This is a genomic window from Streptomyces filamentosus, assembly GCF_014654895.1.
Taxonomy (GTDB): Bacteria; Actinomycetota; Actinomycetes; order Streptomycetales; family Streptomycetaceae; genus Streptomyces; species Streptomyces filamentosus.
On sequence record NZ_BNBE01000001.1, the window covers coordinates 1866708 to 1892402 of the forward strand.

17 protein-coding genes are annotated in these 25695 nt (G+C 74.3%); 4 read left to right on the plus strand and 13 right to left on the minus strand.

Annotated features, from left to right (window positions below; translation table 11 throughout):
- Window positions 1-58 precede the first annotated feature (58 nt).
- Together pcrA and IE326_RS08145 are read right to left on the minus strand one after the other, a co-directional pair.
- Entirely contained in the window at window positions 59-2515 is a 2457-nt protein-coding gene (gene pcrA / locus IE326_RS08140; RefSeq protein WP_150230874.1) for a DNA helicase PcrA, read from the minus strand.
- 134 nt (window positions 2516-2649) lie between these two features.
- Window positions 2650-3003, minus strand: coding sequence for a hypothetical protein (locus IE326_RS08145; RefSeq protein ID WP_150230872.1), 354 nt, complete (start codon window positions 3001-3003; stop codon window positions 2650-2652).
- A 343-nt stretch (window positions 3004-3346) separates the two neighbouring features.
- On the opposite strand from IE326_RS08145, the gene IE326_RS08150 reads away from it, so the two are divergent.
- Window positions 3347-4480 (plus strand): C40 family peptidase, encoded by a 1134-nt coding sequence (locus IE326_RS08150; RefSeq protein WP_190041177.1) that lies wholly within the window; start codon window positions 3347-3349, stop codon window positions 4478-4480.
- A 257-nt stretch (window positions 4481-4737) separates the two neighbouring features.
- Here IE326_RS08150 and IE326_RS08155 read toward each other — a convergent pair whose 3' ends face one another.
- Both IE326_RS08155 and IE326_RS08160 read right to left on the minus strand, forming a co-directional pair.
- Entirely contained in the window at window positions 4738-5469 is a 732-nt protein-coding gene (locus IE326_RS08155) for a LuxR C-terminal-related transcriptional regulator (RefSeq protein WP_150230868.1), read from the minus strand.
- Window positions 5466-6731 carry an ATP-binding protein gene (locus IE326_RS08160; protein ID WP_150230866.1) on the minus strand — a complete coding sequence of 422 codons (1266 nt, stop codon included), beginning with the start codon at window positions 6729-6731 and terminating at the stop codon, window positions 5466-5468. Before IE326_RS08160 ends, IE326_RS08155 begins: the two co-directional genes overlap by 4 nt.
- 157 nt (window positions 6732-6888) lie before the next feature.
- Here IE326_RS08160 and IE326_RS08165 point away from each other — a divergent pair, with 157 nt between their 5' ends.
- Together IE326_RS08165 and IE326_RS08170 are read left to right on the plus strand one after the other, a co-directional pair.
- A complete protein-coding gene (locus IE326_RS08165) occupies window positions 6889-8253 on the plus strand; it encodes a PspC domain-containing protein (RefSeq protein WP_190041178.1) in 1365 nt (454 codons plus the stop codon).
- Window positions 8240-8500 carry a hypothetical protein gene (locus IE326_RS08170; protein ID WP_190041179.1) on the plus strand — a complete coding sequence of 87 codons (261 nt, stop codon included), beginning with the start codon at window positions 8240-8242 and terminating at the stop codon, window positions 8498-8500. The genes IE326_RS08165 and IE326_RS08170 overlap by 14 nt, the downstream gene beginning before the upstream one ends.
- On the opposite strand, the gene IE326_RS08175 is transcribed toward IE326_RS08170, so the two are convergent.
- The 4 genes from IE326_RS08175 to guaA form a co-directional block, all read right to left on the minus strand.
- Entirely contained in the window at window positions 8410-8925 is a 516-nt protein-coding gene (locus IE326_RS08175) for a DoxX family protein (protein ID WP_190041180.1), read from the minus strand. The two genes, IE326_RS08170 and IE326_RS08175, sit on opposite strands and share 91 nt — an antisense overlap.
- 89 nt (window positions 8926-9014) lie before the next feature.
- A complete protein-coding gene (locus IE326_RS08180; protein WP_190041181.1) occupies window positions 9015-10265 on the minus strand; it encodes a hypothetical protein in 1251 nt (416 codons plus the stop codon).
- A gap of 182 nt (window positions 10266-10447) precedes the next feature.
- Entirely contained in the window at window positions 10448-11236 is a 789-nt protein-coding gene (locus IE326_RS08185) for a class II aldolase/adducin family protein (protein ID WP_150230856.1), read from the minus strand.
- A 135-nt stretch (window positions 11237-11371) separates the two neighbouring features.
- Window positions 11372-12964, minus strand: coding sequence for a glutamine-hydrolyzing GMP synthase (guaA, locus tag IE326_RS08190; RefSeq protein WP_150230854.1), 1593 nt, complete (start codon window positions 12962-12964; stop codon window positions 11372-11374).
- Between the two features lie 346 nt (window positions 12965-13310).
- Here guaA and IE326_RS08195 point away from each other — a divergent pair, with 346 nt between their 5' ends.
- Complete coding sequence (locus IE326_RS08195) at window positions 13311-13601, plus strand: chorismate mutase (RefSeq protein WP_190041182.1); 291 nt, start codon at window positions 13311-13313, stop codon at window positions 13599-13601.
- A 768-nt stretch (window positions 13602-14369) separates the two neighbouring features.
- On the opposite strand, the gene IE326_RS08200 is transcribed toward IE326_RS08195, so the two are convergent.
- From IE326_RS08200 to IE326_RS08220, 5 genes are all read right to left on the minus strand, one after another.
- Window positions 14370-16193: a GMC family oxidoreductase gene (locus IE326_RS08200; RefSeq protein WP_150230851.1), complete on the minus strand. Its 1824-nt coding sequence runs from the start codon at window positions 16191-16193 to the stop codon at window positions 14370-14372.
- A 67-nt stretch (window positions 16194-16260) separates the two neighbouring features.
- Window positions 16261-17928, minus strand: coding sequence for a succinic semialdehyde dehydrogenase (locus IE326_RS08205; protein ID WP_190041183.1), 1668 nt, complete (start codon window positions 17926-17928; stop codon window positions 16261-16263).
- Window positions 17929-18206: 278 nt separating this feature from the next.
- Window positions 18207-19976, minus strand: coding sequence for a serine/threonine-protein kinase (locus IE326_RS08210; protein WP_190041184.1), 1770 nt, complete (start codon window positions 19974-19976; stop codon window positions 18207-18209).
- 157 nt (window positions 19977-20133) lie between these two features.
- Window positions 20134-23244 carry a serine/threonine kinase C-terminal domain-containing protein gene (locus tag IE326_RS08215; protein WP_190041185.1) on the minus strand — a complete coding sequence of 1037 codons (3111 nt, stop codon included), beginning with the start codon at window positions 23242-23244 and terminating at the stop codon, window positions 20134-20136.
- A 54-nt stretch (window positions 23245-23298) separates the two neighbouring features.
- Window positions 23299-25638: a serine/threonine-protein kinase gene (locus IE326_RS08220; protein WP_190041186.1), complete on the minus strand. Its 2340-nt coding sequence runs from the start codon at window positions 25636-25638 to the stop codon at window positions 23299-23301.
- Window positions 25639-25695: the final 57 nt, after the last annotated feature.

The following is a 25695-nucleotide window of genomic DNA, read 5'->3' on the forward strand; positions in this document are numbered from 1 at the left end:
GGTCCGCGACGGACCGGGCCCCTCGTCACGTCCTGCCCACGGCTCCTCGCCGTACCACCTACAGCTTCTCGACCGGCGCGTACCGCAGCAGCAGCCGCTTCGGCTTCTCGTCGCCGAAGTCGATCGTCGCCTGCGCGTCCGAACCCGCGCCCGTCACCGCCACGACCGTGCCCAGGCCGAACTGGTCGTGGGTGACGCGGTCGCCCACCGCCAGCGAGACCACCGGCTTGTCCGAACCGCCCGCGCGGCGGGTCGCGAAGCCGGACGGGCCGGAGCGGGCCCGGGACGAGGAGAGCGAGGAGGTGATCCCCGCCGTCGGACCCGCGGGCTTCGCCACCGCGCCGGTCCGCTTCCACTCCAGGTACGCGGCCGGGATCTCCTCCAGGAAGCGCGAGGCCGGGTTGTACGAGGGCTGGCCCCAGGCGCTGCGCATCGACGAGCGGGTCAGGTAGAGCCGCTCGCGGGCGCGCGTGATGCCCACGTACGCCAGGCGCCGCTCCTCCTCCAGCTCCTTGGTCTGGCCGAGGGCCCGCATGTGCGGGAAGACGCCGTCCTCCATGCCGGTGAGGAAGACGACGGGGAACTCCAGGCCCTTCGCCGTGTGCAGGGTCATCAGCGTGATGACGCCGGAGCCCTCCTCGTCCTCGTCCGGGATCTGGTCGGAGTCGGCGACGAGCGCGACCTTCTCCAGGAACTCGGCGAGCGTGCCCGCCCCTTCCTCGTCGCCGCGCTCCTGCTCGAACTCCAGGGCCACGGAGGCGAGTTCCTGGAGGTTCTCGATCCGGGTCTCGTCCTGCGGGTCGGTGGACGCCTGCAACTCGGCCAGGTAACCGGTCCGTTCGAGCACGGCCTCCAGGACCACGGCGGGGCCTGCGCCGGACTCGGCGATGGTCCGCAGCTCGTCCATGAGCGCGTTGAACCGCTTCACGGCGTTGGCCGAGCGGGCGGCCATGCCGTACGCCTCGTCGACCCGCTTGAGGGCCTGCGGGAAGGTGATCTTCTCCCGGAGCGACAGGGCGTCGATCATCGCCTCGGCGCGCTCGCCGATGCCGCGCTTGGGGACGTTGAGGATCCGGCGCAGCGGCACGTTGTCCTCGGGGTTGGCGAGGACGCGCAGGTAGGCGAGGACGTCCCGGACCTCCTTGCGCTCGTAGAAGCGCACGCCGCCGACGACCTTGTAGGGCAGGCCGACGCGGATGAAGATCTCCTCGAAGACGCGGGACTGCGCGTTCGTCCGGTAGAAGACCGCCACGTCGCCGGCCTTCGCGTCGCCCGCGTCGGTGAGCCGGTCGATCTCGTCGGCGACGAACTGCGCCTCGTCGTGCTCGGTGTCCGCGACGTAGCCGGTGATCTGCGCGCCCGCGCCCGCATTGGTCCACAGGTTCTTGGGGCGGCGCGACTCGTTGCGCTCGATGACCGCGTTGGCGGCGGACAGGATCGTCTGGGTGGAGCGGTAGTTCTGCTCCAGCAGGATCGTCGTCGCGTCCGGGTAGTCCTCCTCGAACTGGAGGATGTTGCGGATCGTCGCGCCGCGGAAGGCGTAGATCGACTGGTCGGCGTCGCCGACGACGCACAGCTCGGCCGGGCCGAGGTCCTCGTAGCCGGTGCCGACCAGCTCGCGCACCAGGGTGTACTGGGCGTGGTTGGTGTCCTGGTACTCGTCGACGAGGACGTGGCGGAAGCGGCGGCGGTAGTGCTCGGCGACGTCCGGGAACGCCTGGAGCAGGTGCACCGTCGTCATGATGATGTCGTCGAAGTCCAGCGCGTTCGCCTCGCGCAGGCGCGCCTGGTACATCCGGTACGCCTCGGCCAGCGTCTTCTCGAAGCCGTCGGCGGCCTGGTCGGCGAAGGACTCCTCGTCGATCAGCTCGTTCTTCAGGTTGGAGATCTTGGCGCTGAAGGACTTCGGCGGGAACTTCTTCGGGTCGAGGTCCAGGTCCCGGCAGACCAGCGCCATCAGGCGCTTGGAGTCGGCGGCGTCGTAGATCGAGAAGGAGGACGTGAAGCCCAGCCGCTTGCTCTCCCGGCGCAGGATGCGGACGCAGGCGCTGTGGAAGGTCATCACCCACATCGCGTTGGCCCGCGGGCCGACGAGCTGCTCGACGCGCTCCTTCATCTCCCCGGCGGCCTTGTTGGTGAAGGTGATCGCCAGTATCTGCCCGGGGTGCACGTGCCGGGTGCCCAGGAGGTGGGCGATGCGGTGGGTGAGGACCCGGGTCTTGCCGGAGCCGGCACCGGCCACGATGAGCAGCGGGGAGCCGGTGTGGACGACGGCGGCGCGCTGCTGCTCGTTCAGCCCGTCCAGCAGGGCGGCCGGGTCCACGACGGGGCGGTCCGCGCCGTCGCGGTAGTACGGATCACGGGGCGGGGGCGCGTCGAAGTGCTCCCCGAACAGATCGTGCGGGACCTCCTCGGCCGGCGCGTCGTACGCGTCGTCCTCGGGCGGGGGCGGGGCGTCCTCCGGGGAGTGGGACTGGAGGCCGGCCAGGAAGCTGTCGTCAAAGAGGCTGCTCATCGCCTCACGAGTCTAGGACGCCCCGCCGACAAGCGGGTCCGTCTTCGGCCCGCTCCCGGTGTGAGCGCGCCCACCGGGAGGGGCCGCCGGGGGCCTCGCGGGGCCCTCCGGGGCTGCTCCGGACCCCTCGGGACTCAGACCCAGAGGGTGGCGATGAAGACGTTCGCCGTGGTCAGGCCGCCGACGGCGGCGAAGAGGCCCTTGTCGACGGTCTCCTCGTCGCGCTTGACGTAGACGATCCCGAGGATCACCAGGAGGATCGCCAGCTTGACGCCGATCTTGATGTTGTTGACCGTCTGGTCGTCCGCCTGGTTGAGGCCGACGAGCGCGACTCCGGTGACCAGCATGGTCAGCGCGCCGTGCAGCATGGCCGGGTTGATCCGGGCCGTACCGGCGCCGATCGCCTTCATCTGGGTGAGGAACCCGCCCAGGAGGGAGGCGATGCCGATGATGTGCAGCGCGACGAAGACATTGATGAGGACGTCCATGGGCGGAGCCTAACCGGGGCCCTAGCACCGCTCTCCGGCCGGGTCCACCCACTCCCCCGCTTCGGTCGCCGCCTCGCGGAAACCCGCGCCGACCGCCCCGGCGGGCGAAAGAGAACGATCTCCGAACGCCATCCGTCGCCAATACCGGTCAAACCTCCGCCGCGGCGTGACCCCCGGGGCTAGCGTCCTGCCCCAGGTGGTCGGCTCCCCACCCCGCCGGATCCTCCGGTGGTGCCGGCCGCCCACGCCGGAGAACCCCGGCGGCGGCCCGTTTCCCCTGTACGGTCCGTCGCCGGCTCCGGCCGGCACCGTCCCCCACAGGGAGAGGATGTGACCCGCCCTCGTGGCAGCTCACCGAAAACCCAGGCAGTCGTCGTTCGGCCGCCCCGCGGCCCGCACCGCCGCCACGCTCGCCCTGGCCTCCGCCGCCGGCGCCACCCTCTTCGAGGGGTCCGGACACGCCGACCCGGCCCGCCCGGACCGCACCCCCGCCCAGGTCAGGGCCGAGGTCGACCGCCTCTACGAGCAGGCGGAGGCCGCCACCGAGCGGTACAACGGCGCGAAGGAGCAGGCCGACGCCGCCCGCGCCTCCTACGACAAGCTGCGCGACGAGGCCGCCCGCCGCACCGACCGGCTCAACACCGCCCGCCGCAGCCTCGGGGCCGTCGCCACCGCGCAGTACCGCTCCGGCGGGCTCGACCCCGCCGTCCAGCTCGCCCTCACCTCGGACCCCGACCAGTACCTGGAGCGGGCCGCGCTCGCCGAGAAGGCGGGTGACCGGCAGACCGCCACCGTCACCGCCGTACGCCGGGAGCTCGCCGCCCTCGCCCAGCTGCGCGCCGAGTCCTCCGGCCGGCTCACCGCCCTGCGCGGCCACGAGGCCGAACTGCGCCGCCAGAAGGCCGCCGTCCTCGGCAAGCTGACCGCCGCGCGGGAACTCCTGGCCCGGCTCACCGCCGAGGAGCGGGCCCGGTACGAGGCGGCCGTCGCCGCCCGCGAGGGAACGGCGCCCACGGTCGCGGCCGGCGCCCGCCCCGGTGCCCCGACGGCCGGAATCGGCGCGGCGGCCTCGCCCGGCGCCCGGGCGGACCGCTCCTCGGCCGACCGGACCCCGGTCGCCGCCCCCACCGGCCGGGCCTCGGCAGCGATCTCCTTCGCCCGCGCCCAGCTCGGCAAGCCCTACATCTGGGGCGCCACCGGCCCCGCCGGCTACGACTGCTCGGGGCTCACCCAGGCCGCCTGGCGGGCTGCCGGGGTGTCCCTGCCCCGCACCACCTACACCCAGATCAACGCCGGCCGCCGGGTCTCCCGCTCCGAGCTGGCCCCGGGCGACCTGGTCTTCTTCTACTCCGGCATCAGCCACGTGGGCCTCTACATCGGCGGCGGCCAGATGATCCACGCCCCCCGCCCCGGCGCCCCGATCCGCGTCGCACCGATCGACGAGATGCCCTTCGCGGGGGCCACCCGGGTCGCCTGAGACAGGGAGCACCTGAGACGTCTGCTCTGCCTGGGACGCCGGGTCGCCTGGGACGGCGGGTCGCCCCGGGCCCCGGGCGGCTTGGACCCGGACCCCGTTCGAGCCGGATCCCGTTCGAGCCGGACCTCGTTCGAGCCGGGTCCCGTGGGGCCCGGCTCCGGGCTGTCGGTCCCCGAACGGTCCGGCTCCCCGGGCGATCTGGCCCGCAGGCTGCCCGGGGAGTCCCGGGACTCCCCGGGGAGTCCCGGGCCGGGGCCTCAGACCAGGCGGCGGGCGGTGGCCCAGCGGGTCAGTTCGTGGCGGTTGGAGAGCTGGAGCTTGCGGAGCACCGCGGAGACGTGCGACTCGACGGTCTTCACCGAGATGTAGAGCTGCTTGGCGACCTCCTTGTAGGCGTAGCCGCGGGCGATCAGCCGCAGCACCTCCCGCTCGCGCTGGGTCAGCCGGTCCAGGTCCTCGTCCACCGGGGGCGCGTCGGTGGAGGCGAAGGCATCCAGGACGAAGCCGGCGAGGCGCGGGGAGAAGACGGCGTCGCCCTCCTGGACCCGGAAGATCGAGTCCACCAGGTCGTCGCCGGTGATCGTCTTGGTGACGTAGCCGCGGGCCCCGCCGCGGATCACGCCGATCACGTCCTCCGCCGCGTCCGAGACGGAGAGCGCGAGGAAGCGGACCGGGTCCTCGACGGCGCCCATCAGCCCGGCGCAGCGGCGCAGCACCTCGACCCCGCCGCCGCCGGGCAGGTGGACGTCGAGGAGCACGACCTCCGGCCTGGTGGCGGTGATGACGGTGACGGCCTGGTCGACGTCGGCGGCCTCGCCGACGACCTCGACCCCGGTGATGTCGGTCCGGCCGATCTCCGCCTGCACCCCGGTGCGGAACATGCGGTGGTCGTCGACGAGGACGACCCGCACCCGGCGTCCGGCGCCGCCCGCCGCGCCCGGTCCCGTCTCCCCGTCGGCCCCGGTCGCCGTCCCGGTCTCGTCGCTCATCCGTCCGCCCTCTCCATCTCCAGCTCGACTTCCGTGCCCCCGCCCGGCACGGCCCTCAGCCGGGCCGTGCCGCCGTTGCGCTGCATTCGGCCGATGATCGATTCTCGTACGCCCATTCTGTCCCCGGGGACCTCGTCCAGGTCGAATCCGGGCCCCCGGTCGCGGACCGAGACGAACACCGTGCGCCCCTCCACCTCGGCGTACACCTGCACCGCCCCGCCCTCGCCACCGTACTTGGCGGCGTTGACCATGGCCTCGCGCGCGGCCTGCATCTGCGCGGTCAGCTTCTCGTCGAGCGGGCAGTCGCCGACGACGACCACCTCCAGCGGCACGCCGTGCTTGTCCTCGACCTCGGCGGCGGCCCGCTTGACCGCCTCGGCGAGGGTCTCCGGCTCCTCGTCCCGGCCGGTGCCCTCCGGCTTGTACAGCCAGTTCCGCAGCTCCCGCTCCTGGGCGCGGGCGAGCCTGCGGACCTCGCCGGGGTCGTCAGCGTTGCGCTGGATCAGGGTGAGGGTGTGCAGCACGGAGTCGTGGACGTGGGCGGCGACCTCGGCCCGCTCCTGGGCCCGGATGCGCAGGGTCCGCTCCGCGCTGAGGTCCTGCGACATCCGGATCAGCCAGGGGCCGGCGAGCAGCGCTATGCCGGTGAGGACGGCGACGGCGGCGGTCAGCGCGGTGCCGATCTGGGCGACGGAGCCGCGCACGACGACGAAGACGGCGAGACCGGTACCGACCAGGGCGACGCCGACGAGCCCGCGCACGAGGTGGAAGCCGCGCCCGTGCTTGTCCGCGCGCCCGGTCCACACGTCGCGGCGGGCGTTGTCGGCCTGCCGCCAGACCAGGACGACGCCGACTCCGATGAGCAGCGCCGGCCAGACGTACCGGCCGGTCTCGCCGTCCAGCCGCAGGTTCGCGAGGAAGACGGAGATACCCAGGGCGAGGGCGACGAGGGCGACGATCTGGCCGGGGTCGGGCTTGCGGAGCCGGCGTCTGCCGTCCTCGGTGGCCTCGAAGAGGGAGCGGGGCTCGGCCCGGCCGCCGACGCCGAGCGGGACGACGATCCAGAAGACCGCGTAGAGCAGCAGCCCGAGGCCCTCGGTGAGCGCGAGCACCGCGAAGACGGCGCGGACCCAGGCGACGGGCACGCCGAGGTGTCCGGCGAGGCCGCGGGCGACACCGCCGAGCCATCGCCCGTCGGCGCTCCGGTAGAGCCGGCGCACGGGCGGTTCGTCGAGGTCGGTGACGCGAGCGGTGGCGGACATGCACCGATCGTCACACGTCCGGCCGCCGCGGGGCATCAGGGTCGGCCCTGAGATCGACCCCGGGATCGCCTCGGGGTCGGTGCCCCACCGAATATCAGGGTCGGGCCAGGGTCGATCCCGGTGCCGTCCGGGGGTCACGGGCGGTCACCATGGGTGCATGACGAGTTCGACGCCTTCGCGGCCTTCGCAGCACGAGGCCCCCTCCGCGGCCGATGCCGCCTCCGCAGCTCCCGTGCGCCGCTCGCGCACGAGCCGAGTGGTCGGCGGGGTCTGTGGCGGTCTCGGCCGGCACTTCGACATGGACCCGGTGATCTTCCGGATCGTGACGGCGGTGCTGGCGGTGACCGGTGGCATAGGACTGGTCTTCTACGGCTTCGCGTGGCTGCTGATCCCGCTCGCGGGCGAGGAGGAGAGCGAGGGCCGGCGGCTGTTGACCGGCCGGGTCTCGGGCGCCTCGCTCGCGGCGATACTGCTGGCGCTGGTGGGCTGCGGCATCTTCCTGTCGATGCTGCGCACCGGGTCGCTGCTGGGCTTCGCGATCACGCTGTCGCTGGTGACGGCCGGTGCCGCGTACTGGTCGCAGCGGCGGCGGGTCGGCGAGGAGGCCGAGGGCGATCCCGCGGCGAAGCCGGCGGTTCCGCACGGACGGGTGCCGGTGCCGCCGGAGGCGAAGGCCCCGCCGATGACCTATCTGGAGCGGGAGATGAGCTCGTGGTGGCGGGACCCGATCGTGAAGGACGGGTCCACGGGCAAGGTGGCCATCGGCTATCTGTGGGGCCCGCACGGGATCGTCGACGAGCAGGGCCGGGTCGGCGGCGAGGTGCCGGAGCCGGGCAGCCAGTGGGGCGCGCCCGCGGATCCCGGCCGGCCGAAGCCCTCGGTTCGGCGCAGCCCGTACTCGATCGCCGGCCTCGTCCATCTCCTGGCCTGCGCCGCCGCGGCCACGGGCACGGCGCTGACGTGGGAGTCGGAGCCGCTGGGCACGAGCCTGGCGACGGGCCTGGCGGGTGCGCTCGCTGTGCTGGGCCTCGGGCTGGTCGTCAGCAGCTTCCTGGGGCGGACGGGCTTCGGCACGATCTTCCAGACGGTGGTGACGGCGGCGCTGCTGGCCGGGGCGGTCTCCCTGCCGGACCGGATCACGACGGACTGGGCGCGGCAGACGTGGGCGCCGCCGACGGTGGCCGCGGTGCAGCAGCAGTACGACCTGGGGTCGGGCGTGGGGACGCTGGACCTGTCCCGCCTTTCGGTGCCGGAGGGGACGACGGTGTCCACGGCGGTCGACGTGGGCGCGGGCCGGCTGAAGGTGATCGTGCCCGAGGACGTGGTGGTGAGAATGCGCGCCCAGGTGGGGCTCGGTGATCTCCAGCTGCCGGGGCAGGCGCCCGACGACATCGACATCGAGCCGGGTCGCGACGAGACCCGGACGCTGAACCCGCCCGCCGGGACGGACCCGGCGGGGACGGTGGACCTCTCGCTGGAGGTCGGCCTTGGACAGGTGGAGGTCACCCGTGCTGCTTCATGAGTTCCGTCCGGGCCGGCTGGTCGTCGGGGTGGCGGCCCTCGCCCTGGCCGGGGCGTACGGCGGCGAGCTCGCCGGACGCTGGTCGGTGCCCTGGTGGCTGGTCGTGCCGGTGATGTGCGGCGCGCTGGGCGTGGCCGGTCTGCTGACCTGGGTGGCCTACGGGGTGCGGCGGCGTTCGGCGAGGAGCCGGTCGGCGGAGAGCGTCGGCGCCCCGGCGAGCAGCAGCGGCAGCCAGGCCATGAGATAGGCGAGGTCGTTGCCGAGGTAGTACGGGGTCACCTGCCAGCTCACGGTGAGCCAGAGGCTCAGCGAGATCAGGGCGCCGCCGAGGGCGGCGACCCGGGCGAAGAGGCCGAGGAGGGTGCCGATGCCGACGGCGAGCTCGCCGAGGGCGATGGCGTAGCCGAAGCCGGTGGGGCTGTGGAGGGCGAGGTCGACGAGCCACGGGACGGCCGAGGAGTCACGGACGCCGCGCATGGTCTCGCCGAGGGAGCCGGTGCCGGTGTCGGCGAGGAAGGCCGGGTCGGTGAGCTTGTCGAGACCGGCGTAGACGAAGGTGACGCCGAGGAAGATCCGCAGGGGCAGCAGGGCGTGGCGGGAGGCGGTGGCCCGCAGGCGGTCCAGTCGTTCCCTCGGGGTCGTTCCGCCGGGGCGGTCCGGGTACGCGCTCATGATCGGTCACCTCTCCACACCCCGTACGACTGTTCGCGGATCGATTGTCTCCGCTTGTCCTGTGAAGGGACACAGGAGGGGAGGTCTCCTCAGTCGGTGACGTCGATGGTGACCCGGTTGGTCTCCAGGCCGGCGGCGGTGACGACGGAGACCTCGACCCGGCCGGGCTCGACGTCGGCGGGGAGGGGGACGGTGAGGACGGTGTCGGTGGGGTTGGCGAAGCCGCCGGGGACCGGGACCAGGGGGACGTGGGCGTGGACGGGGCCGATGCGGACGACGAGCCGGGTGAGCGGGTCGGGGGCGGCGGCGCCGGGCGGGACGAAGCCGTGGCCGCGGATCTCGATGTCGTCGCCGGTGCGGATGGGGGCGTCGAGGTCGCCGGCCTCGCGGGCGCGGACCACGGAGTGGACGGCGGGCCCGCCGCCCTCGGTGCACTTGGCGGCGAGGTGCCAGGCGGCGGAGACGGCGACGAGGAGGGCGAGGGACCAGGGCAGCTCGGGGAGGCGGGCGGGGTCGGTGGCGAGCCGGACGGCGGCGAAGGCGAGGACGGCGCCGGAGACGAGGACGTACTGGACGTCGGCGAGGTCGGCGCGGCCGTTGTCGTCGCAGAGGAGGTCGGCGGCGCGGGGCCGGTCGGCGCGGACCTTCTGGAGGCGCAGGCCGGCGATCCGGGTGGAGACGACGAGCCGGGCGGTGACGGCGACGGCGGAGACGAGGCCGAGGACGGTGACGAGGCCGGCGGCGCCGGAGAGGCCGAAGGGGGTGGCGCCGAGTCCGCGGGAGGTGAGGAAGAGGAGGGCGTAGCAGAGGAAGAGGAGCCAGGCGGCGGCGACGGCGCGGGTGGTGGAGAGCCGGTTGTCCTCGCCGGTGAGGGGGGCGAGGAGGCCGCCGCGGGTGCGGTGGGCGTGGGCGGCGGCGGTGAGCGGGACGGCGAGGAGGAGGGCGGTGCAGAGGCCGGCGGTGCGGGCGGCGGTCCAGCCGGTGCCGAGGGCGGTGAGGGCCTGGCCGAGGAGGAGGGCGAGGACGGCGGCCCAGACGGCGGCGAGGCTGCCGGTGCGGACGCGGGCGAGCCAGGCGAGTGAGGCCTCCCGGCCGTGGGCGGTGACGGCGCGGGCGGACTGGGCGAGTTCGTCGGAGACCCACTGGCGGGCGGCGACCGGGGAGTGGACGACGGCGGTGGGGACGCCGTGACCGGCGGCGAGTTCCTCGCGGCGGGCGAGGAAGGCGGCGACGGCCCGCCGGTGGCCGGTCTCGCCGCAGTGGGCGCAGCCGGAGCAGGCCGTCGGGTGCTCGCCGGCGCCGTGGCGCCCGCCGTGCTGTCTCGCCTCTTGAACCGCCACGGTGCCGTCACTTCCTGAATTCCCGACGAGGCCCGGGTTCCCGACGAGTCCTGAGTGCTCGGCGAGCCCGGGGATCCTCGGAATTGTTCCGTACCGAGGGTGCTCGGGAGGGCTCCGTGCGCCCCGCCCAGGAGTGATTGCCGCGCCATCCCATTGACGTACAGAAAGGTGAGGCGATGGTGTTACGACAGGAGTTCGGGCTCCGCTCGGCTGATCCTGCGCCAGAGGGGCTGGTAGTTGATCCAGGCGACGAGGTCGCTGCCGAGCTGTTCGCGGGTGGCGACGGCGTCCCTGTGGTCGATGAGGACGGGTTTGCCGGCGGCGCGGGCGGCGAGCTGGACGCGGGCGCAGCGGTCCATGGCGATGAACCACCAGGCGGCGGCGTCGACGGAGGAGCCGACGGTGAGCAGGCCGTGGTTGCGCAGCACGATGCCCTTGAAGGGGCCGAGGGCGAGGGCGATGCGGCGGGCCTCCTCGGGGTCGACGGTGACGCCGGTGTAGGCGTCGTAGAGGGCGTGGTCCTGGTAGAAGGCGCAGGCCTCCTGGGTGAGGGGGTCGAGGAGTTCGCCGAGGGCGGCCAGGGCGCGGCCGTGGGTGGAGTGGGTGTGGGCGACGGCGACGGCGTCGGGGCGGGCGCGGTGGACCTGGGCGTGGACGGTGAAGGCGGCCTGGTTGACGTGCTGGCCGCCGAGGACGACCTGTCCCTCGCCGTTGACGAGGACGAGGTCGCTCGCGGTGAGGTCGCCGAAGGGGGCGCCGAAGGGGTTCACCCAGTAGCAGTCGTCGTGCTCGGGGTCGCGGACGGTGATGTGGCCGGAGACGCCCTCCTCGTACCCGAGCCGTCCGAAGAGGCGCAGGGCGCCGGCGAGCCGCTGCTTGCGGTGGGCGCGTTCCTCCGCGGCCGTCGCGTGGACGGGCGGCATGGCGAAGTGGAGCCGGTCGACGGGGACGGGGGCGGGTATCTCGGTCATGCGCCGGAAGGTAACGCCCGGCCGGTCAAGTCACCAGAGCCCGGACGGGACCGGATCCCCGCCGGTGTCCGGGAAGCGGCGAGGCCGCCGGCCCCGGGGTGCGGGGACGGCGGCCTCGTGCGCGGGCGGGAGGGGTCACTCCCACTCGATGGTGCCCGGGGGCTTGCTGGTGACGTCGAGGACGACGCGGTTGACGTCGGCGACCTCGTTGGTGATGCGGGTCGAGATCTTGGCGAGGACCTCGTAGGGCAGGCGCGACCAGTCGGCCGTCATGGCGTCCTCGGAGGAGACCGGGCGCAGGACGATCGGGTGGCCGTAGGTGCGGCCGTCGCCCTGGACGCCGACGGAGCGGACGTCGGCGAGGAGGACGACCGGGCACTGCCAGATCTCGCGGTCGAGACCGGCGGCGGTCAGCTCCTCGCGGGCGATGGCGTCGGCCTCGCGCAGCAGGTCCAGGCGCTCCTTGGTGACCTCGCCGACGATGCGGATGCCGAGTCCGGGGCCGGGGAAGGGCTGGCGCTGGACGATCTCCTCGGGCAGGCCGAGCTCCTGGCCGACCATGCGGACCTCGTCCTTGAAGAGCTGCCGCAGCGGCTCGACGAGCTCGAACTCGATGTCGTCGGGGAGGCCGCCCACGTTGTGGTGGGACTTGATGTTGGCGGTGCCGGTGCCGCCGCCGGACTCGACGATGTCCGGGTAGAGGGTGCCCTGGACGAGGAACGCGACCTCGGGGCCCTCCTCCTGGAGGATCTCCAGCTGCGCCTGCTCGAAGACGCGGATGAACTCGCGGCCGATGATCTTGCGCTTGGTCTCCGGGTCGGAGACGCCGGCGAGGGCGTCGAGGAAGCGCTTCTCCGCGTCGACGACGACCAGGCGGGCGCCGGTCGCGGCGACGAAGTCCTTCTCGACCTGCTGGGTCTCGCCCTTGCGCATCAGGCCGTGGTCGACGTAGACGCAGGTGAGCTGGTCGCCGATGGCCTTCTGGACGAGGGCCGCGGCCACGGCGGAGTCGACGCCGCCGGAGAGGCCGCAGATGGCGCGCTTGTCGCCGACCTGGGCGCGGATGGCCGCGACCTGCTCCTCGATCACGTTGCCCGTGGTCCAGCTGGGCTCGATGCCGGCGCCGCGGTAGAGGAAGTGCTCCAGGATCTGCTGGCCGTGCGTGGAGTGCAGCACCTCGGGGTGGTACTGGACGCCGTAGAGCTTCTTCTCGTCGTTCTCGAAGGCGGCGACCGGGACCACGTCGGTGGAGGCGGTGACGGCGAAGCCCTCGGGGGCGGCGGAGCAGGCGTCGCCGTGCGACATCCACACGGACTGCTCGACCGGGGTGCCCTCGAAGAGGGTGGAACCGGCCTTGGTGACGTGCAGCGGGGTGCGGCCGTACTCGCGGGCGCCGTTGTCGTCGACGGTGCCGCCCAGGGTCTGGGCCATCAGCTGGAAGCCGTAGCACATGCCGAAGACGGGGACGCCGGCCTCGAAGAGCGCGCGGTCGAGGCGCGGGGCGCCCTCGGCGTACACGGACGAGGGACCGCCGGAGAGGATGATCGCCTTCGGGTTCCTGGCCAGCATCTCGGCCACCGGCATGGTGGACGGGACGATCTCGCTGTAGACCCGCGCCTCACGGACGCGGCGGGCGATGAGCTGGGCGTACTGGGCGCCGAAGTCGACAACGAGGACTACGTCCGGGTTGGAGACGTCGGGCGCGGCAGCGGGAGTCGCTGATGACACTACGGCGGCCTTCCGGCGGTAGGGGGTTCCCCCGAAGGGGGGCTATTTGTCGATTCTACCGGCGTCGGCCGAACGCTTTTCGTCTCACCATCCGAACCGGGGTGGCCTTCGTCTCACCATCCGGGCCCGATTTGCCCCCGGCGGGAGCGCGGGGTCCATACTGGGCGCCATGCGCGAGCACTCGACCTTCCTCTTTACCTATGGCAACCGGCCCACCGGCTGCCATGGTCGTGCTGCTTGAGCAACTGACAAGCGACTTCCCAGGCGCCCCGGGCCGACAAGGCCCGGGGCGTCCTGCTTTCCCGGGCCGTGTCGGTCCGGGGCCTCCACACCACCAGGAGCCCCCGTGACGACCAAGACCCCCACCGAGCAGACCGGCGCCCGCACCGACGAGGCGGCCTCGCTGATCGGCGACGCCCGGACGCGGATCGACGCGCTCGACGACCGGATCATCGGCCTCATCCAGGAGCGGATGGCGGTCTCGGCGGTGATCCAGGAGGCCCGGATCTCCTCCGGCGGCCGGCGGGTGAACCTGGCCCGCGAGATGGAGGTGCTGGAGCACTACCGGAACGCGCTGGGCAAGCCGGGCACGGCCCTGGCCATGACGATGCTGGAGCTGTGCCGCGGCCGCGTCTGACCCGCCGGGCGGCGGGACCGCCGATGCGGGGGCGGACCCAGCGGGCGGCGGGACGATCACCCGGTGCGGCCCACCGACCGGCGGGGGCGGGCGCGCCCGGGTGGGTGCCCGCACCCGCGTTCGGGGCCGGTCTCACCCGTACGGCGCGTGACCGGGCCCCGCCGGGCTTCGTTGAGCGGGGTGTCCGTGCCAGCCAGGGGCGGGCCCGCAGAAAAACCACGCGTGGCTTCGCTGGAGCGTGTGACGCACTTCCGTGCGTCGTGGGACCTCGCTCCAGCGCACGTGACCGGACGGCAGGGGACAGCAGTCCGGTCACCCGGAAAGAGCGGTCGGCCCCGGGGACGCCCGGGGCCGTCCGCGATCGGCTCTCACCGGCCGCGGATCGCGCGGTCCGGCACCCCCACCCCCGTCCGCACCGTCCCCTCCGACTTCCCCTCCCCGACGCGGCGCACCCCCCGGCGCCGCTCCGCTCGGCACCGCCGCTGCCCTGACACCGGTGCCGACGCCAGGGCCCGTGCCGCGACCGGAATCGCGGCACGGGCCCTCCCCATACCCCACCGCCCCATGTGACGCGCGTCACATGAAGATCCGGGGCAACGCCTACAACCAAAGGCGGGGCCCGGCGGTCATCTATGCAGCAACACCGAAAAGCCGAAAGGGCGCTGCACTCGGAGGGGGGTGCAGCGCCCTTTCTGTGCGTCCGGATCCCCTGCGGCCGTACGCCCGGATCCCGTGGACCCGTGCGCCCGTTCCCGCGGGTCCGGTCCGCTACGGCTTCTTCTTCGGCGGGACCGCCGGGATGCCGAGGAAGGGCAGCCGGAGGGCGCCGAACGCCCCGGCCGGGACCGCCGGGGACTTCGGCTCGACCGCCGTCAGCCGCTCGTACGCCTCCCCCTGCCGGGGGCGCGGGTCCTCCTCGCCCTTGTTCGGCCAGAAGGACATCGCCCGCTCCGCCTGGGCGGTGATCGTCAGGGACGGGTTCACGCCCAGGTTGGCGGAGACCGCCGAGCCGTCCACGACCGAGATGCCGGGGTGGCCGTAGAGGCGGTGGTACGGGTCGATGACGCCGGACTCCGCGTCCGCGCCGATCGGGCAGCCGCCGAGGAAGTGCGCGGTCAGCGGGGTTCCCATCAGCTCGCCGATGTTCGACCCGGCGAAGCCGTTGATCTCCTCGGAGAGCAGGGTGGCGGCCCGGGTCGCCGCCTCGATCTGCGTCGGGTTCGGCGCCCCGTGCCCCTGGCGGGCGGTGAGCAGGCCCTTCCCGAGGCCGCCGGGCTTGCGGTAGGTGGTCAGCGAGTTGTCGAGGGACTGCATGACCAGGCCGATGATGGTCTTCTCGGACCAGCGCCGGTTGGAGAGCGAGCGGAGCGCGAGGAGCGGGTGCCGGGCCATGTTGAGGGCCCAGTTGCGCACCCGGTGGGCGCCGTAGGGCACCTGGAGGACGGTGAGGCCGCCCATCGAGTTGGAGCCCTTGCCGTAGCGGACCGGCTCGATGTGGGTGTTCTCGTCGGGGTGGACGGACGAGGTGATGGCGACGCCGCGGGTGAAGTCGGCCCTGTCCTTGCCGTGCTTGCGCCGGTAGCGGCGGTCGGTGGTCTGGGCGCCGACCAGGCCCTCGGAGTTGGTGCGGGTCAGCTCGCCGAGCCGGGCGGAGATCCGGGGCAGCAGCCCGGTGTCCTTCATCCGGTGGAGCAGGGTCTGGGTGCCGTACGTGCCGGCGGCGACGACCACCCGGCGGGCGGTGAAGGTGCGGCCCCGGCCCTTCTTCCGGTCGTCGGTGGGCAGGGTCTTGACCGCGAAGCCGCCGCGCGAGTCCTCGGTGAGGGCGACGACGGAGGTCATCGGGTGGACGACCGCGCCCGCCTTCTCCGCGAGGTAGAGGTAGTTCTCGTTGAGGGTGTTCTTGGCGCCGTGGCGGCAGCCGGTCATGCACTCGCCGCACTCGGTGCACGCCTTGCGGGAGGGGCCCGCGCCGCCGAAGAACGGGTCGGCGACCTCGCCGCCCGGCTTCGCCCTGGCCGTCCCGACCCCGTCCTCGCCGACGGCGTCCCGGCCGTCCCCGAAGAAGACGCCGACCGGCGCCATGTGGAAGGTGTCGCCGATGCCCATGGCCTGGGCGGCGGCCTTCAGGTGCACGTCGGAGGGGGTCATCGTCGGGTTCAGCCGGACGCCCAGCATCCGCTTCGCCTGGTCGTAGTACGGGGCGAGCTCGGCCCGCCAGTCGGTGATGTCCTTCCACTGCGGGTCGTCGAAGAACGGCGCCAGCGGCTCGTACAGCGTGTTCGCGTAGTTGAGGGAGCCGCCGCCGACGCCCGCGCCGGCGAGGACCATCACGTTGCCGAGCAGGTGGATGCGCTGGATGCCGTACAGGCCGAGCGTCGGGGCCCACAGGAAGTTCTTCAGGTCCCAGGAGTTCTTCGGCAGGGTCTCCCGGGTGAAGCGGCGGCCGGCCTCCAGGACGCCGACCCGGTAGCCCTTCTCGGTGAGGCGGAGGGCGGTGACCGAACCGCCGAAGCCGGAGCCGACCACGAGGACGTCGTAGTCGTACGCGTCGTCCTCGTCCTGATTTCGGGCAGGGGGTACCGCGGTCATGGCTCTCCTCGCAGAACCTCGTAAGGAAACTCGTAAGGGAACAGGGGCGGGGCGTGCGGGCGGCGCGTCAGCCCAGGCGGAGGACCTTCAGCGCCTTCAGGGACAGGCTCATCACGGCCGCGTACTTCTCGTCGTCCATCCCGAAGGACGGCGCGAGCGGCATCAGGCGCTGCTGGGCGACGGTCTGGGCCTCGGTGTACTTGAGGATGCCCTCGGAGCCGTGGCGGCGGCCGAGGCCGGAGTCCTTCATGCCGCCCATCGGGGCGCGGACGCTGCCGTACGCGGGCGCGTACCCCTCGTTGATGTTGACGGTGCCGGTGCGCAGCCGGGCGGCGACGGCGTGGCCGCGGCGCGCGTCGGTGGTCCAGACGGAGGAGTTGAGGCCGTACGGGGTGGCGTTGGCGCGGGCGACGACCTCGTCCTCGTCGGTGAAGCGGTAGACGGAGACGACCGGGCCGAAGGTCTCCTCGGCGCAGACGGTCATCGGGGCCTCGACGCCGTCGAGGATGGTCGGCTCGTAGAAGAGCGGGCCGATGTCGGGGCGGGCGACGCCGCCGGCGACCAGCCTGGCGCCCTTGGCGACGGCCTCCTCGACGTGCTTGGTGACGGTCTCCAGCTGGCGCTCGCCGACGAGGGAGCCCATGTCGGCGCCGTACGCGAGGGAGTTGCCGAGCCGCATGGCCTTGGTGCGGGCGGCGAAGCGCTCCAGGAAGGCGTCGGCGACCGACTCGTGCACGTAGAGGCGCTCGATGGAGATGCAGAGCTGTCCGGCGGAGGAGAAGCAGGCGCGGACGGCGCCGGCCGCCGCCTTCTCGATGTCGGCGTCCTCCAGGACCAGCATGGCGTTCTTGCCGCCGAGCTCCAGGCTGACGCCGACCAGACGGGCGGCGGCGCCCTGGGCGACCTCGCGGCCGGTGCGGGTGGAGCCGGTGAAGGAGACGTAGTCGGCGTGGCGGACGACCTCGGGGCCGACGACCGGGCCCTCGCCGAGCACGACCTGGAACACCTCGGCGGGCAGTCCGGCCTCGATAAGCAGGTCACGGGCCCAGAGCGCGGTGAGCGCGGTCTCGGTGTCGGGCTTCATGACGAGGGCGTTGCCCGCCACGAAGGCCGGCAGGGCGTCGCCGACGGAGAGTTCGAGGGGGTAGTTCCAGGGGGCGATCTGGCCAACGACCCCGCGCGGCTGGCGCAGCTCGGTGACCTTGGTGAGGGTCGGGACGACGCCGGTGTGCCGCTTGGGACGGAGGTACGAGGACGCCTTGCGGCCGTAGTGACGGGCGGCGACGGCGACCGCGAGGACCTCCTCGTGGGCGTGCAGCCGGGCCTTGCCGGTCTCCAGCTGGATGAGGTCGAGGACCTCGGACTGGCGGGCGAGGACCAGGTCGTGGAAGCGGAGCAGCACGGCGGCGCGGGCCCGGACGGGGGTGGCGGCCCAGGCGGCCTGGGCGGCGCGGGCGCGGTCGAAGGCCTCGGCGACGTCCTCGGGCGTGGCCTCCGGCAGGTCCGCCAGCTTCGCCCCGGTGAAGGGGGTGTGGTTGGCGGTGCGGCCCGAGCCGATGACGCCCCGGGTGAGCCGGGCGACCAGGTCGGGGGTCACGACGCCGGCGGCGGTCCGGGCGCCCACCGGGGCGGGGGCGACCGGGTTGGTCGCGCCGGCCGGGGCGGCGGGGCGGGCCGCCGGCGCGGCGTCGGCGGTGGGAACCGTGAGGGCGGCGGGGGCCTGCGAGTCCGTCATGACGCCGAGCGTAGGCGTCGTTCCGGTCTTTGGGTACCCGCCGGTAACGCGTTTTCACCCCCCGCACACATCGCGCCAGCGATCACTGGCACATAAGACCTGATCAGGGGCTTATACGTCGCGGAGGGCCGTCACGGAGATTTTTCCCGGAGCCGCCGGAGCGTATGCCGGGGCGGGTGCCGGGGCGCGCGCCTGCCCACGAGCCGGGTACGGGCGGGGGCGCGCCGGCCCACGGGCGGGGTACGGGCCGGGGCACCGCGCCGGGTCACGGGCCGGGGTCACGCGCCGGGCGCACGCCAGTGCTGGAGGACGATGTCGAACTGCTCGCGGGTCGTGTCCCAGCTCTCCTCCGGCGAGGCCATGTAGATCGCGTACTCGGTGCCGTTCGCGTCGAAGTACATCTGGTCGATGGCGTGCCGGGGGCCCGGGAAGTTCTGCTTCTCGGTCCAGGTGAACTCCCAGAGCCCGGCCTTGACCTGGTCGCGGTAGCTGTTCTGGTTCAGCCACACCCGTCGGTAGTCCATCCGCTTCTGGAGCGTCTTCTCCAGGTCCAGCAGGTGCAGGTACGGGTTCTCGAAGTCGGGGCTCTTGTCGATGCTGATGCGGAGGCGGTGGCGGCCGCCGTCCGGGGTGTAGTCGATGCTGGTGTCGCCGTCCGTCTGGCGCTTCCAGCCCTCCGGGACGATCAGGCTGAATCCCGCCGGGTCCTCGACGCGCCGCCAGCCCGCCGGGACGTCCTGCGCCACGCCCTTCTCCTTGCCGTCGGGGCCGGCGGTGCCGGCTTCGGTACCGGTACCGGTGACGGAGGTGGTGGGGGCCGGGCCGGGGCCGGACCCGCCGGGGCCCGCGTACTGCATCACCGCGAAGACGGCGCCGCCCGCGACGACCGCCCCGAGCACGGCGGTGAGCACGGCGGTCCGCCAGCGGCCCTTCCCGCCGGAGGAACCGTTCCCGGGGCCGCCGGGGGATCCGGAGCCGGGGACGAGCGTGGGCGGGGAGGAGGCCGGTCCCCCGGAGGGGTGGGAGGAACCGGAGGGGTACGGGGCGGCGGGCGTCCTTCCCGCCTCGGGCCACTGGGCCGTGGGCGGGTTCCCCGGGGCCGTCCGGGGCGGCGTCACGGCCTCCGGGACGCCCGCGCGGCCCCGCTCCAGCGCCTCCGTCGCCTCCCGGTCCATCCGCTGCGTCGGCACGTACGCCTGTGCCGTCTCCGGGCTGCGGCCCTCCATGGCGTCGAGCAGCATCCGCCCGACCTCGTCCGCGCGCGGACGCTGCCTCGGGTCCTTGCGGAGCAGCGCCACGATCACGGGGGCGAGCGGGCCCGCCTTCTCCGGGTAGGGGGGCTCCTCGCCGACGACGGCCTGCATGGTGCTGATCGGGGAGGTGCGGCGGAACGGCGAGGTGCCCTCGACCGCCGTGTACAGGGTGGCGCCGAGCGACCACAGGTCGGAGGCCGGGCCGGGGTCGCTCCCCTGCACCCGCTCGGGCGCCAGGTAGTCGATGGAGCCGACGAGTTCGCCGGTGCGGGTGATGGTCGAGTCGCCCTCGATCGCCGCGATGCCGAAGTCGGTGATGAGGACCCGTCCGTCGCGGGCGAGCAGAACGTTCCCCGGCTTCACGTCCCGGTGCAGCACCCCGGCGCTGTGGGCGGCCCGCAGCGCGCCGACGACGTGCAGGCCGACGCGGGCCGCCTCGTGCGGGGTGATCGTGCCGGACTCCTTGACGGCGTCCGCGAGCGAGGGACCGTCGACGAACTGCATGACGATCCAGGGCCGGTCGTCGTGTTCGAGGACGTCGTGGACGGTCACCACACCGGGGTGGGTGATCCGGGCGGCGGCCCGCGCCTCCTTCTGGGTGCGCGCGTGCAGCACCAGGCGGTCGGCCTCGGCGACGAACCGACCCGCCGTCAGCTCCTTCACCGCCACCACGCGGTGCAGGACCTCGTCGTGGGCCTTCCAGACCTTGCCCATGCCGCCGCGCCCGATGGACTCGCCGAGCCGGTACCGACCGGCGAGCAGCAGCCCCGATCCTGTGCTCTGAGAGTGTTCCACTTGCCCCCGCCCCGTTGCTTCCGGTGCCAGGTTACGGAGGAGGGGACGGCGGACGGAACCTCGGGGCCCGCAAAGGAACCGCACCGTGACCGCAAGGCCCCCCGGACGGCGTAGGGCGGACGGCCCGGAGGGGTCCCGCGCGGAGGAGGGAGGAGGATCAGCGGCCCGGGCGGAACCCCTTCACCGCCTCGCCGTAGACCTCCGAGACCTTGTCCCGGTCGCTCTCCGGTCCGATGACCTGGACGACGTAGTAGCGGCCGTCGTCGATCAGGGCGAGGTTGTGGACGAAGACCTCGCGGCCCGTGCTGTCGATCCAGGTGTACTGGCCCTCGGCGGTGGGCGTGCGCCCGATGTCCACCCGGCGCGCCTTCACCAACTGCGCCCAGCTGGACTGCCGGTAGGGCTCCAGCTCGCGCTCCTTCGAGCTCTGGTACTCCAGCGGGTCGGAGCCGTGGTCCCGGACGCTGTCCCGGCCGGGCACGACGATCAGCGTGAAGTCGCCGTCCGTGTAGCGGACTTGCCCCGCGTCGTTGACGGAGCTGCGGCGCCAGTCGCGCGGGACGCCGATCCGGAAGCCCTCCGGGTCCTCGCGCAGCGCGTAACCGGCGGCCAGGGCGGGGCCGGTGGCCGGCGGCGGCGGTGGGGTCGTGGTGCGCGGCGGCGGGGTGGTGGCGGGCTTCCCGGTGGTCGGCGCGGGGGCGGACGGGGTCCCGGCCGGGGGCGTGCCCGTGGCCGTGTCCCGGGCCCCGCCCGGGGTGGGCTCCGTGGCCGCCGGGGGCTTCTCCTCGCCCCGGGGCAGGGCGACGGCGGTGTACGCGAGGGCCCCGCCGAGCAGCAGGAGGACGACGAGCAGCGCCCGCCGGGCGCGGGAGCGCGGGGCGGCCGGGGCGCGCGGGGCCCGGCGCGGCGGCTCCGGCTCGGCGTCCTCGTGGCCGTACGGGTAACCCTCGTCCTGAGGCTCCTGCTCGTACCGGGGCCCGTACGCGTGCCGCTCCGGCTCGGGCCCGTACGCGTGGCCGTACGCGGGGCCGTCCTCGTGACCGTCCTCGTACAGGGCGAACGGCGGCGGGTCCTCGTGGACGGGCGGCGGTACGGGGGCGGGGGCGGCGGTACGGCCCCGGCGGGGCTCCTTGCCGCGCCGCTGCCGGTGCCGGCCCGCGGCGGCCGCGGCGCGGCGGCGGCGCACCAGCTCGCCCCGGCGGCGCAGGATCGGCAGCCGCTTCGCGTCGAACCTCGGCGGGGGCGCGGCCTCCAGGTCCATGTCCGGTTCCGGCGCGGACCGGACGAGCGACCGCAGCCAGCCGCGCAGCTCCTCGAAGTCCGGTCGCTCGGTGGGGTCCTGGCGCAGCAGGGACTCCACCACCGGGCGCAGCGGGCCGCACTCCTCGGCGAAGGCGGGCGGTTCGGCGCAGACCAGCTGCACCAGTTCGGCCGCGCTGTCCTCGGGGTAGGGGGCGTGGCCCTGGACGGCCCGGTAGAGCAGGGCGCCGAGCGCCCACAGGTCGGTGGCGGGACCGATGGGCGGGGCGAGCCGCCAGTTCTCGTGCACGGGCCCGGCCTGTTCGGGCGCCCAGCGCTCGGTGACGGCGCCGACGACCGCGATCCGGGTCTGCCGGGCCCGCTCGGCGGCGAGCCGGGTCTCCGGGCCCCGGTAGCGCTCCCCCTGCGGCCCCGGCTGCTCGGGGACGGCCGCTCCGGCGGACCGCTCCGGGACGGCGGCGGTGTACCCGGCGGGCAGCGCGGGGCGGCCGGAGCCGGGCAGCACGGGGCCTCCGCCGGCCGGGACCGGCGGCGAGGCGTCCCGGGAGGCGTGCGGGCCGTCGCTCCAGGTGCCCTTGAGCATCAGGCGTGGCGGGCCCGGGACGCCGTACGGCCCCTCGCCGCCGTCCTCGTCGTCGTCCCCGTCGTCCTCGTCGTCCGCCGTCCGCGCCCACCACTGCGGGGCGGGACCGGGCCGGGTGGCCTCCGGCAGCGCGGGGACGGGAGCGGGCTCCGGGCCCGGGTCGGGGGTGGGTCCGGGCAGGGACCCGGATCCGGGGAGGGGTTCGGGTTCGGGTGCGGGCTCCGCGGGGCGCTGGGCCGGGAGCGGGCCGGTGTCGCCGCGGCGCGCGGCGGCGGCGCGGGTGGCCGCGCGATAGGCGGCGATGGCGCCCGCCCGGGCCGCCCGCAGGTCCGCGCCGGGCGGCACCGCCGGGGCCTCCGGCGGGCTCGCGGGGCGCGGGACGGGCGTCGCGGTCCCGTAGGGGTCGACGCCGTACGGGACGGGCTCCGGCGGCTCGGGGGCGGCGGGAAGCGCGACGGTGCCCTCCGGGGCGGCGTCCTCCGGGGCGACGTGCACACCGGTGTCGTACACCTCCGGCTCGTACGCGGGAGGTTCGTACGCCGGCGTCTCGTACGCCGGCGTCTCGTACACCGGAGGCTCGTACACCGGAGGCTCGTAGGTCTCGGCGTCGTACGCCTCCACCTCCTCGTACGCCTCGTACTCCTCGTGCTCCTCGTGCTCCTCGTGCTCCCGGCGCTCCTCGTACTCCTCGTGCGCCTGGTGCTGCCGGTGCTCCTCGTGCTCGGCCTCGGCGTACCCGGTCCGCTCGTCCTCGGAGTCGTACTCCGCCCCGTACGGGTCCCCCGGCCCGTACCGCTCCTCCGGCTCGTGGTGCGGGGGCTGGGCGTCCGGGTCGGGGACGGGGGCGTATCCGCAGAGGGCCTCCTCGGCGGCGCCGGCGGCGAGGCCGGTGAGGAGGACGCGGCCGTCGTCGCAGACCAGGACCGTGTGGGCGGTGATGTTGCGGTGGACCCAGCCGTGGGCGTGGAGGACGCGCAGGGCGGTGAGGACGTCCGCGGCGATCTCGGCTGCGCGGAACGGGTTGAGCGGGCCCTCGGCGAGGAACGCGGAGAGCGGGCGGGCCGCCACGTGCTCGCTGACTATCCACAGCGAGCCGGCCTCCGCGAAGACGTCGAAGACCTGGTCGAGCAAGGGGTGGTCGGGTATCTGCGCGGCGGCCTGGGCCGCCTCCATCGCCCGGCGGACGACCGGCTCGGCCGGTCTGCGGGTGGCGCCGTCCCCGTACGCCCCGGCGGGCGCGGGGCCCTCGCCGAGGACCTCGGCGTCGACGACCTCGGGGAGCGGGACCTGACGGACCCGCACCTCCTGCCCGCTGTACGTGTCGAAGGCCCGGGTCTCGACGAGTTCGACGAGGTCGCCGCCGCCGGCGGGTGGCAGCGGAAGGCGGTAGCGCTCAGCGAGCACCCTTCCCGCGTACTCGTCCACCGCGCCTCCCCCCGCGCTCCGGTCGTCCCCCGCCCCTCACGATACGGGGGTCGGTCAGTCCTTGGGGCTGAACGTGGCGAACGCCGTCTCGCGCAGCGTCCTGCACTCGGCCCCGTTCCACTCCTCGGCCTTGCAGCTGACCATGATCGAGTAGCCGTGCTTCGCGTCCACCTTGAAGCCCCGGTTGAGGACGTGGACGCGCATGCCCTTCTGGTCCCGCTCGAACTCCCAGTCCGCGACGGTCGGGTAGCCCTTGTACGAGACGGCGTCGATGCCGATGTGCCTGTAGCCGCTGCTGCTCAGGCGGACACCGCCCATGGCGGCGAGCCAGGCGGCCTTGGCGTCGTCCTTGGGGCTTGCGTTGAAGTCGACCTGGACGCGCGGGAAGCCGCCGCTCTCGCTCCATATGGCGCCACCGCTGTAGCCGTCTATGGGCCGCATGGTGAAGCCGGTGGGCATGGCCATGGAGAAGTGGAAGCGGTCGTCGGTGACGAGGGAGTAGCCGGCGGGCAGCACGGGGCCGGTGCCGCCGCTCGGCGTGGTGCCGGGCGTGCCGCCGGTCTGGCCGGTGGAGGTGCCGGGGGTGCCGGTCGTCCCCCCGGTGCCGTTCGTACCGTTCGCGCCGGTCGAACCGTCGTCGCCCGTCGCGCCGTTGTCGCCGGGCTGGGTGCCGCCCTGCTCGGTGGGGTCGCCCGAGGAGCCGCCGGTGCCGCCGCCCGTGCCGGAGCCGCCGGTGCCGCCGGCGGTGGTCCCGGCCGAGGCGTTGGTGTCCCCGCCCTTGCCCTCGTCGCCCTTGTCGCCGCCGCTGAGGGAGACGGCGAGGATGGTGCCGAGCACGGCGAGGACGGCCACCGCGGCGATGATCACCAGGGTGCGCCGGGGGACGACGTCGGTGAGCGGGGCGCGGGCCGGGGCCTGCCGGGCGCCGCCCTGCGGGGGCACCGGCCGGGACGGCTCCTTGGCCTTCTCCTTGGCGCGGTCCTTGGGCCTCGCCTCGGCCTTGGCCGCCGCGGCGGCGTTCCGCACGGAGGCGAGGGCGCCCCGCATCCGCTCGGCGGCGGGCTCGGGGGCCTTCTCCTGGGCGGCGGCCGGGGCCGCCGGGTCCCGCTCGGGGCGGGTCGGCAGCGGGACGACCCTGGTCACCTCGGGGGACGGCTCCGGCGCGGCCTCGGGCGCGTCGAGCACCGCGCGCAGCAGCACCCGGGCGCGGGCGTCGTCGAGCCGCTGCGCCGGGTCCTTGGCGAGCAGCCCGTAGATCACCTGCTCCAGCTCCGGGCCCGCGTTCCTCGGCGGGTCGACGGGCTCGGTCATGACGGCGGTGAGGGTCGCGATGGCGGAGCCCTTGTCGTACGGCGGGCTGCCCTCGACCGCCGCGTACAGCAGGCCGCCGAGCGACCACAGGTCGGCGGCGGGGCCGGGCTTGTGGCCGCGGGCGCGCTCGGGCGAGATGTACGAGGGGGCGCCGACGAGCATGCCGGTGGAGGTGATGGACGGGTCGCCCTCCACCTGGGCGATGCCGAAGTCGGTGAGGACGACGCGGCCGTCGTCGGAGATGAGGACGTTCGACGGCTTCACGTCGCGGTGCAGGATGCCCTCGCGGTGCGCGGAGCGCAGCACGTCGAGGATGGCGAGGCCGACCTCGGCGGCGCGGCGCGGGGTGAGGACGCCGTCCTCGCGCACGGCGTCGGCGAGCGACTTGCCCTCGATGAGCTCCATGACGATCCAGGGGCGGTCGTCCTCGTCGACGACGTCGTAGACGGTCACGGCGCCGTTGTTGCGGATCTTGGCGATGGCCTTGGCCTCGCGCAGGGTCCGGGTGATCAGGCGGCGCTTCTCGTCCTCGTCGATGCTGCTGGGGAAGCGGAGCTCCTTGACGGCGACGGTGCGGCCCAGGGTCTCGTCGACGGCGCGCCAGACGGTGCCCATGCCGCCGCGGCCGAGGAGGGCGCCGAGCCGGTAGCGGCCGGCGAGGAGGCGGCCCTCGGTCTCGGCGGTGCGGGAGAAGTCGCCCTTGCGGAGCCGGTCGGCCGCGGGCCGCTGCCCGTCGCCGTCCCCGGCGCCGAAACCGGCCCGCCCGGTCGACGGCTCCGTCCCGGGCACCCGCCCGCCGGCGGCCTTCCGGTCCTGGGGCGCGGCGTCCCGGGGCGCTTCGTCCACGGGCTTCCGGTCCTGGGGCACGGCGTCCTGCGGCACGGCGTCCTGAACCGCCGTGACCTCGGGCTTCGCGTCCTGGGGCGCGCCGCCGTCCGTGGTCTCCGGGGCCGTGCCGGCCTCGTCCCGTGCCGCCTCGCGCGCGGGCGGCACCTTCCCCCGTCCGCCGTCGGTGGCGGCCCCCGCGGCGACGTCCCGCCGGGGGTCCTTCGCCGTGTCCCGCGACTGCTCCGACTCCGACATGCGTCCCCTCTGCGTTCCCTGATCTCCGCCGCGTCCCCGCACTCCGCACGCCGCGAC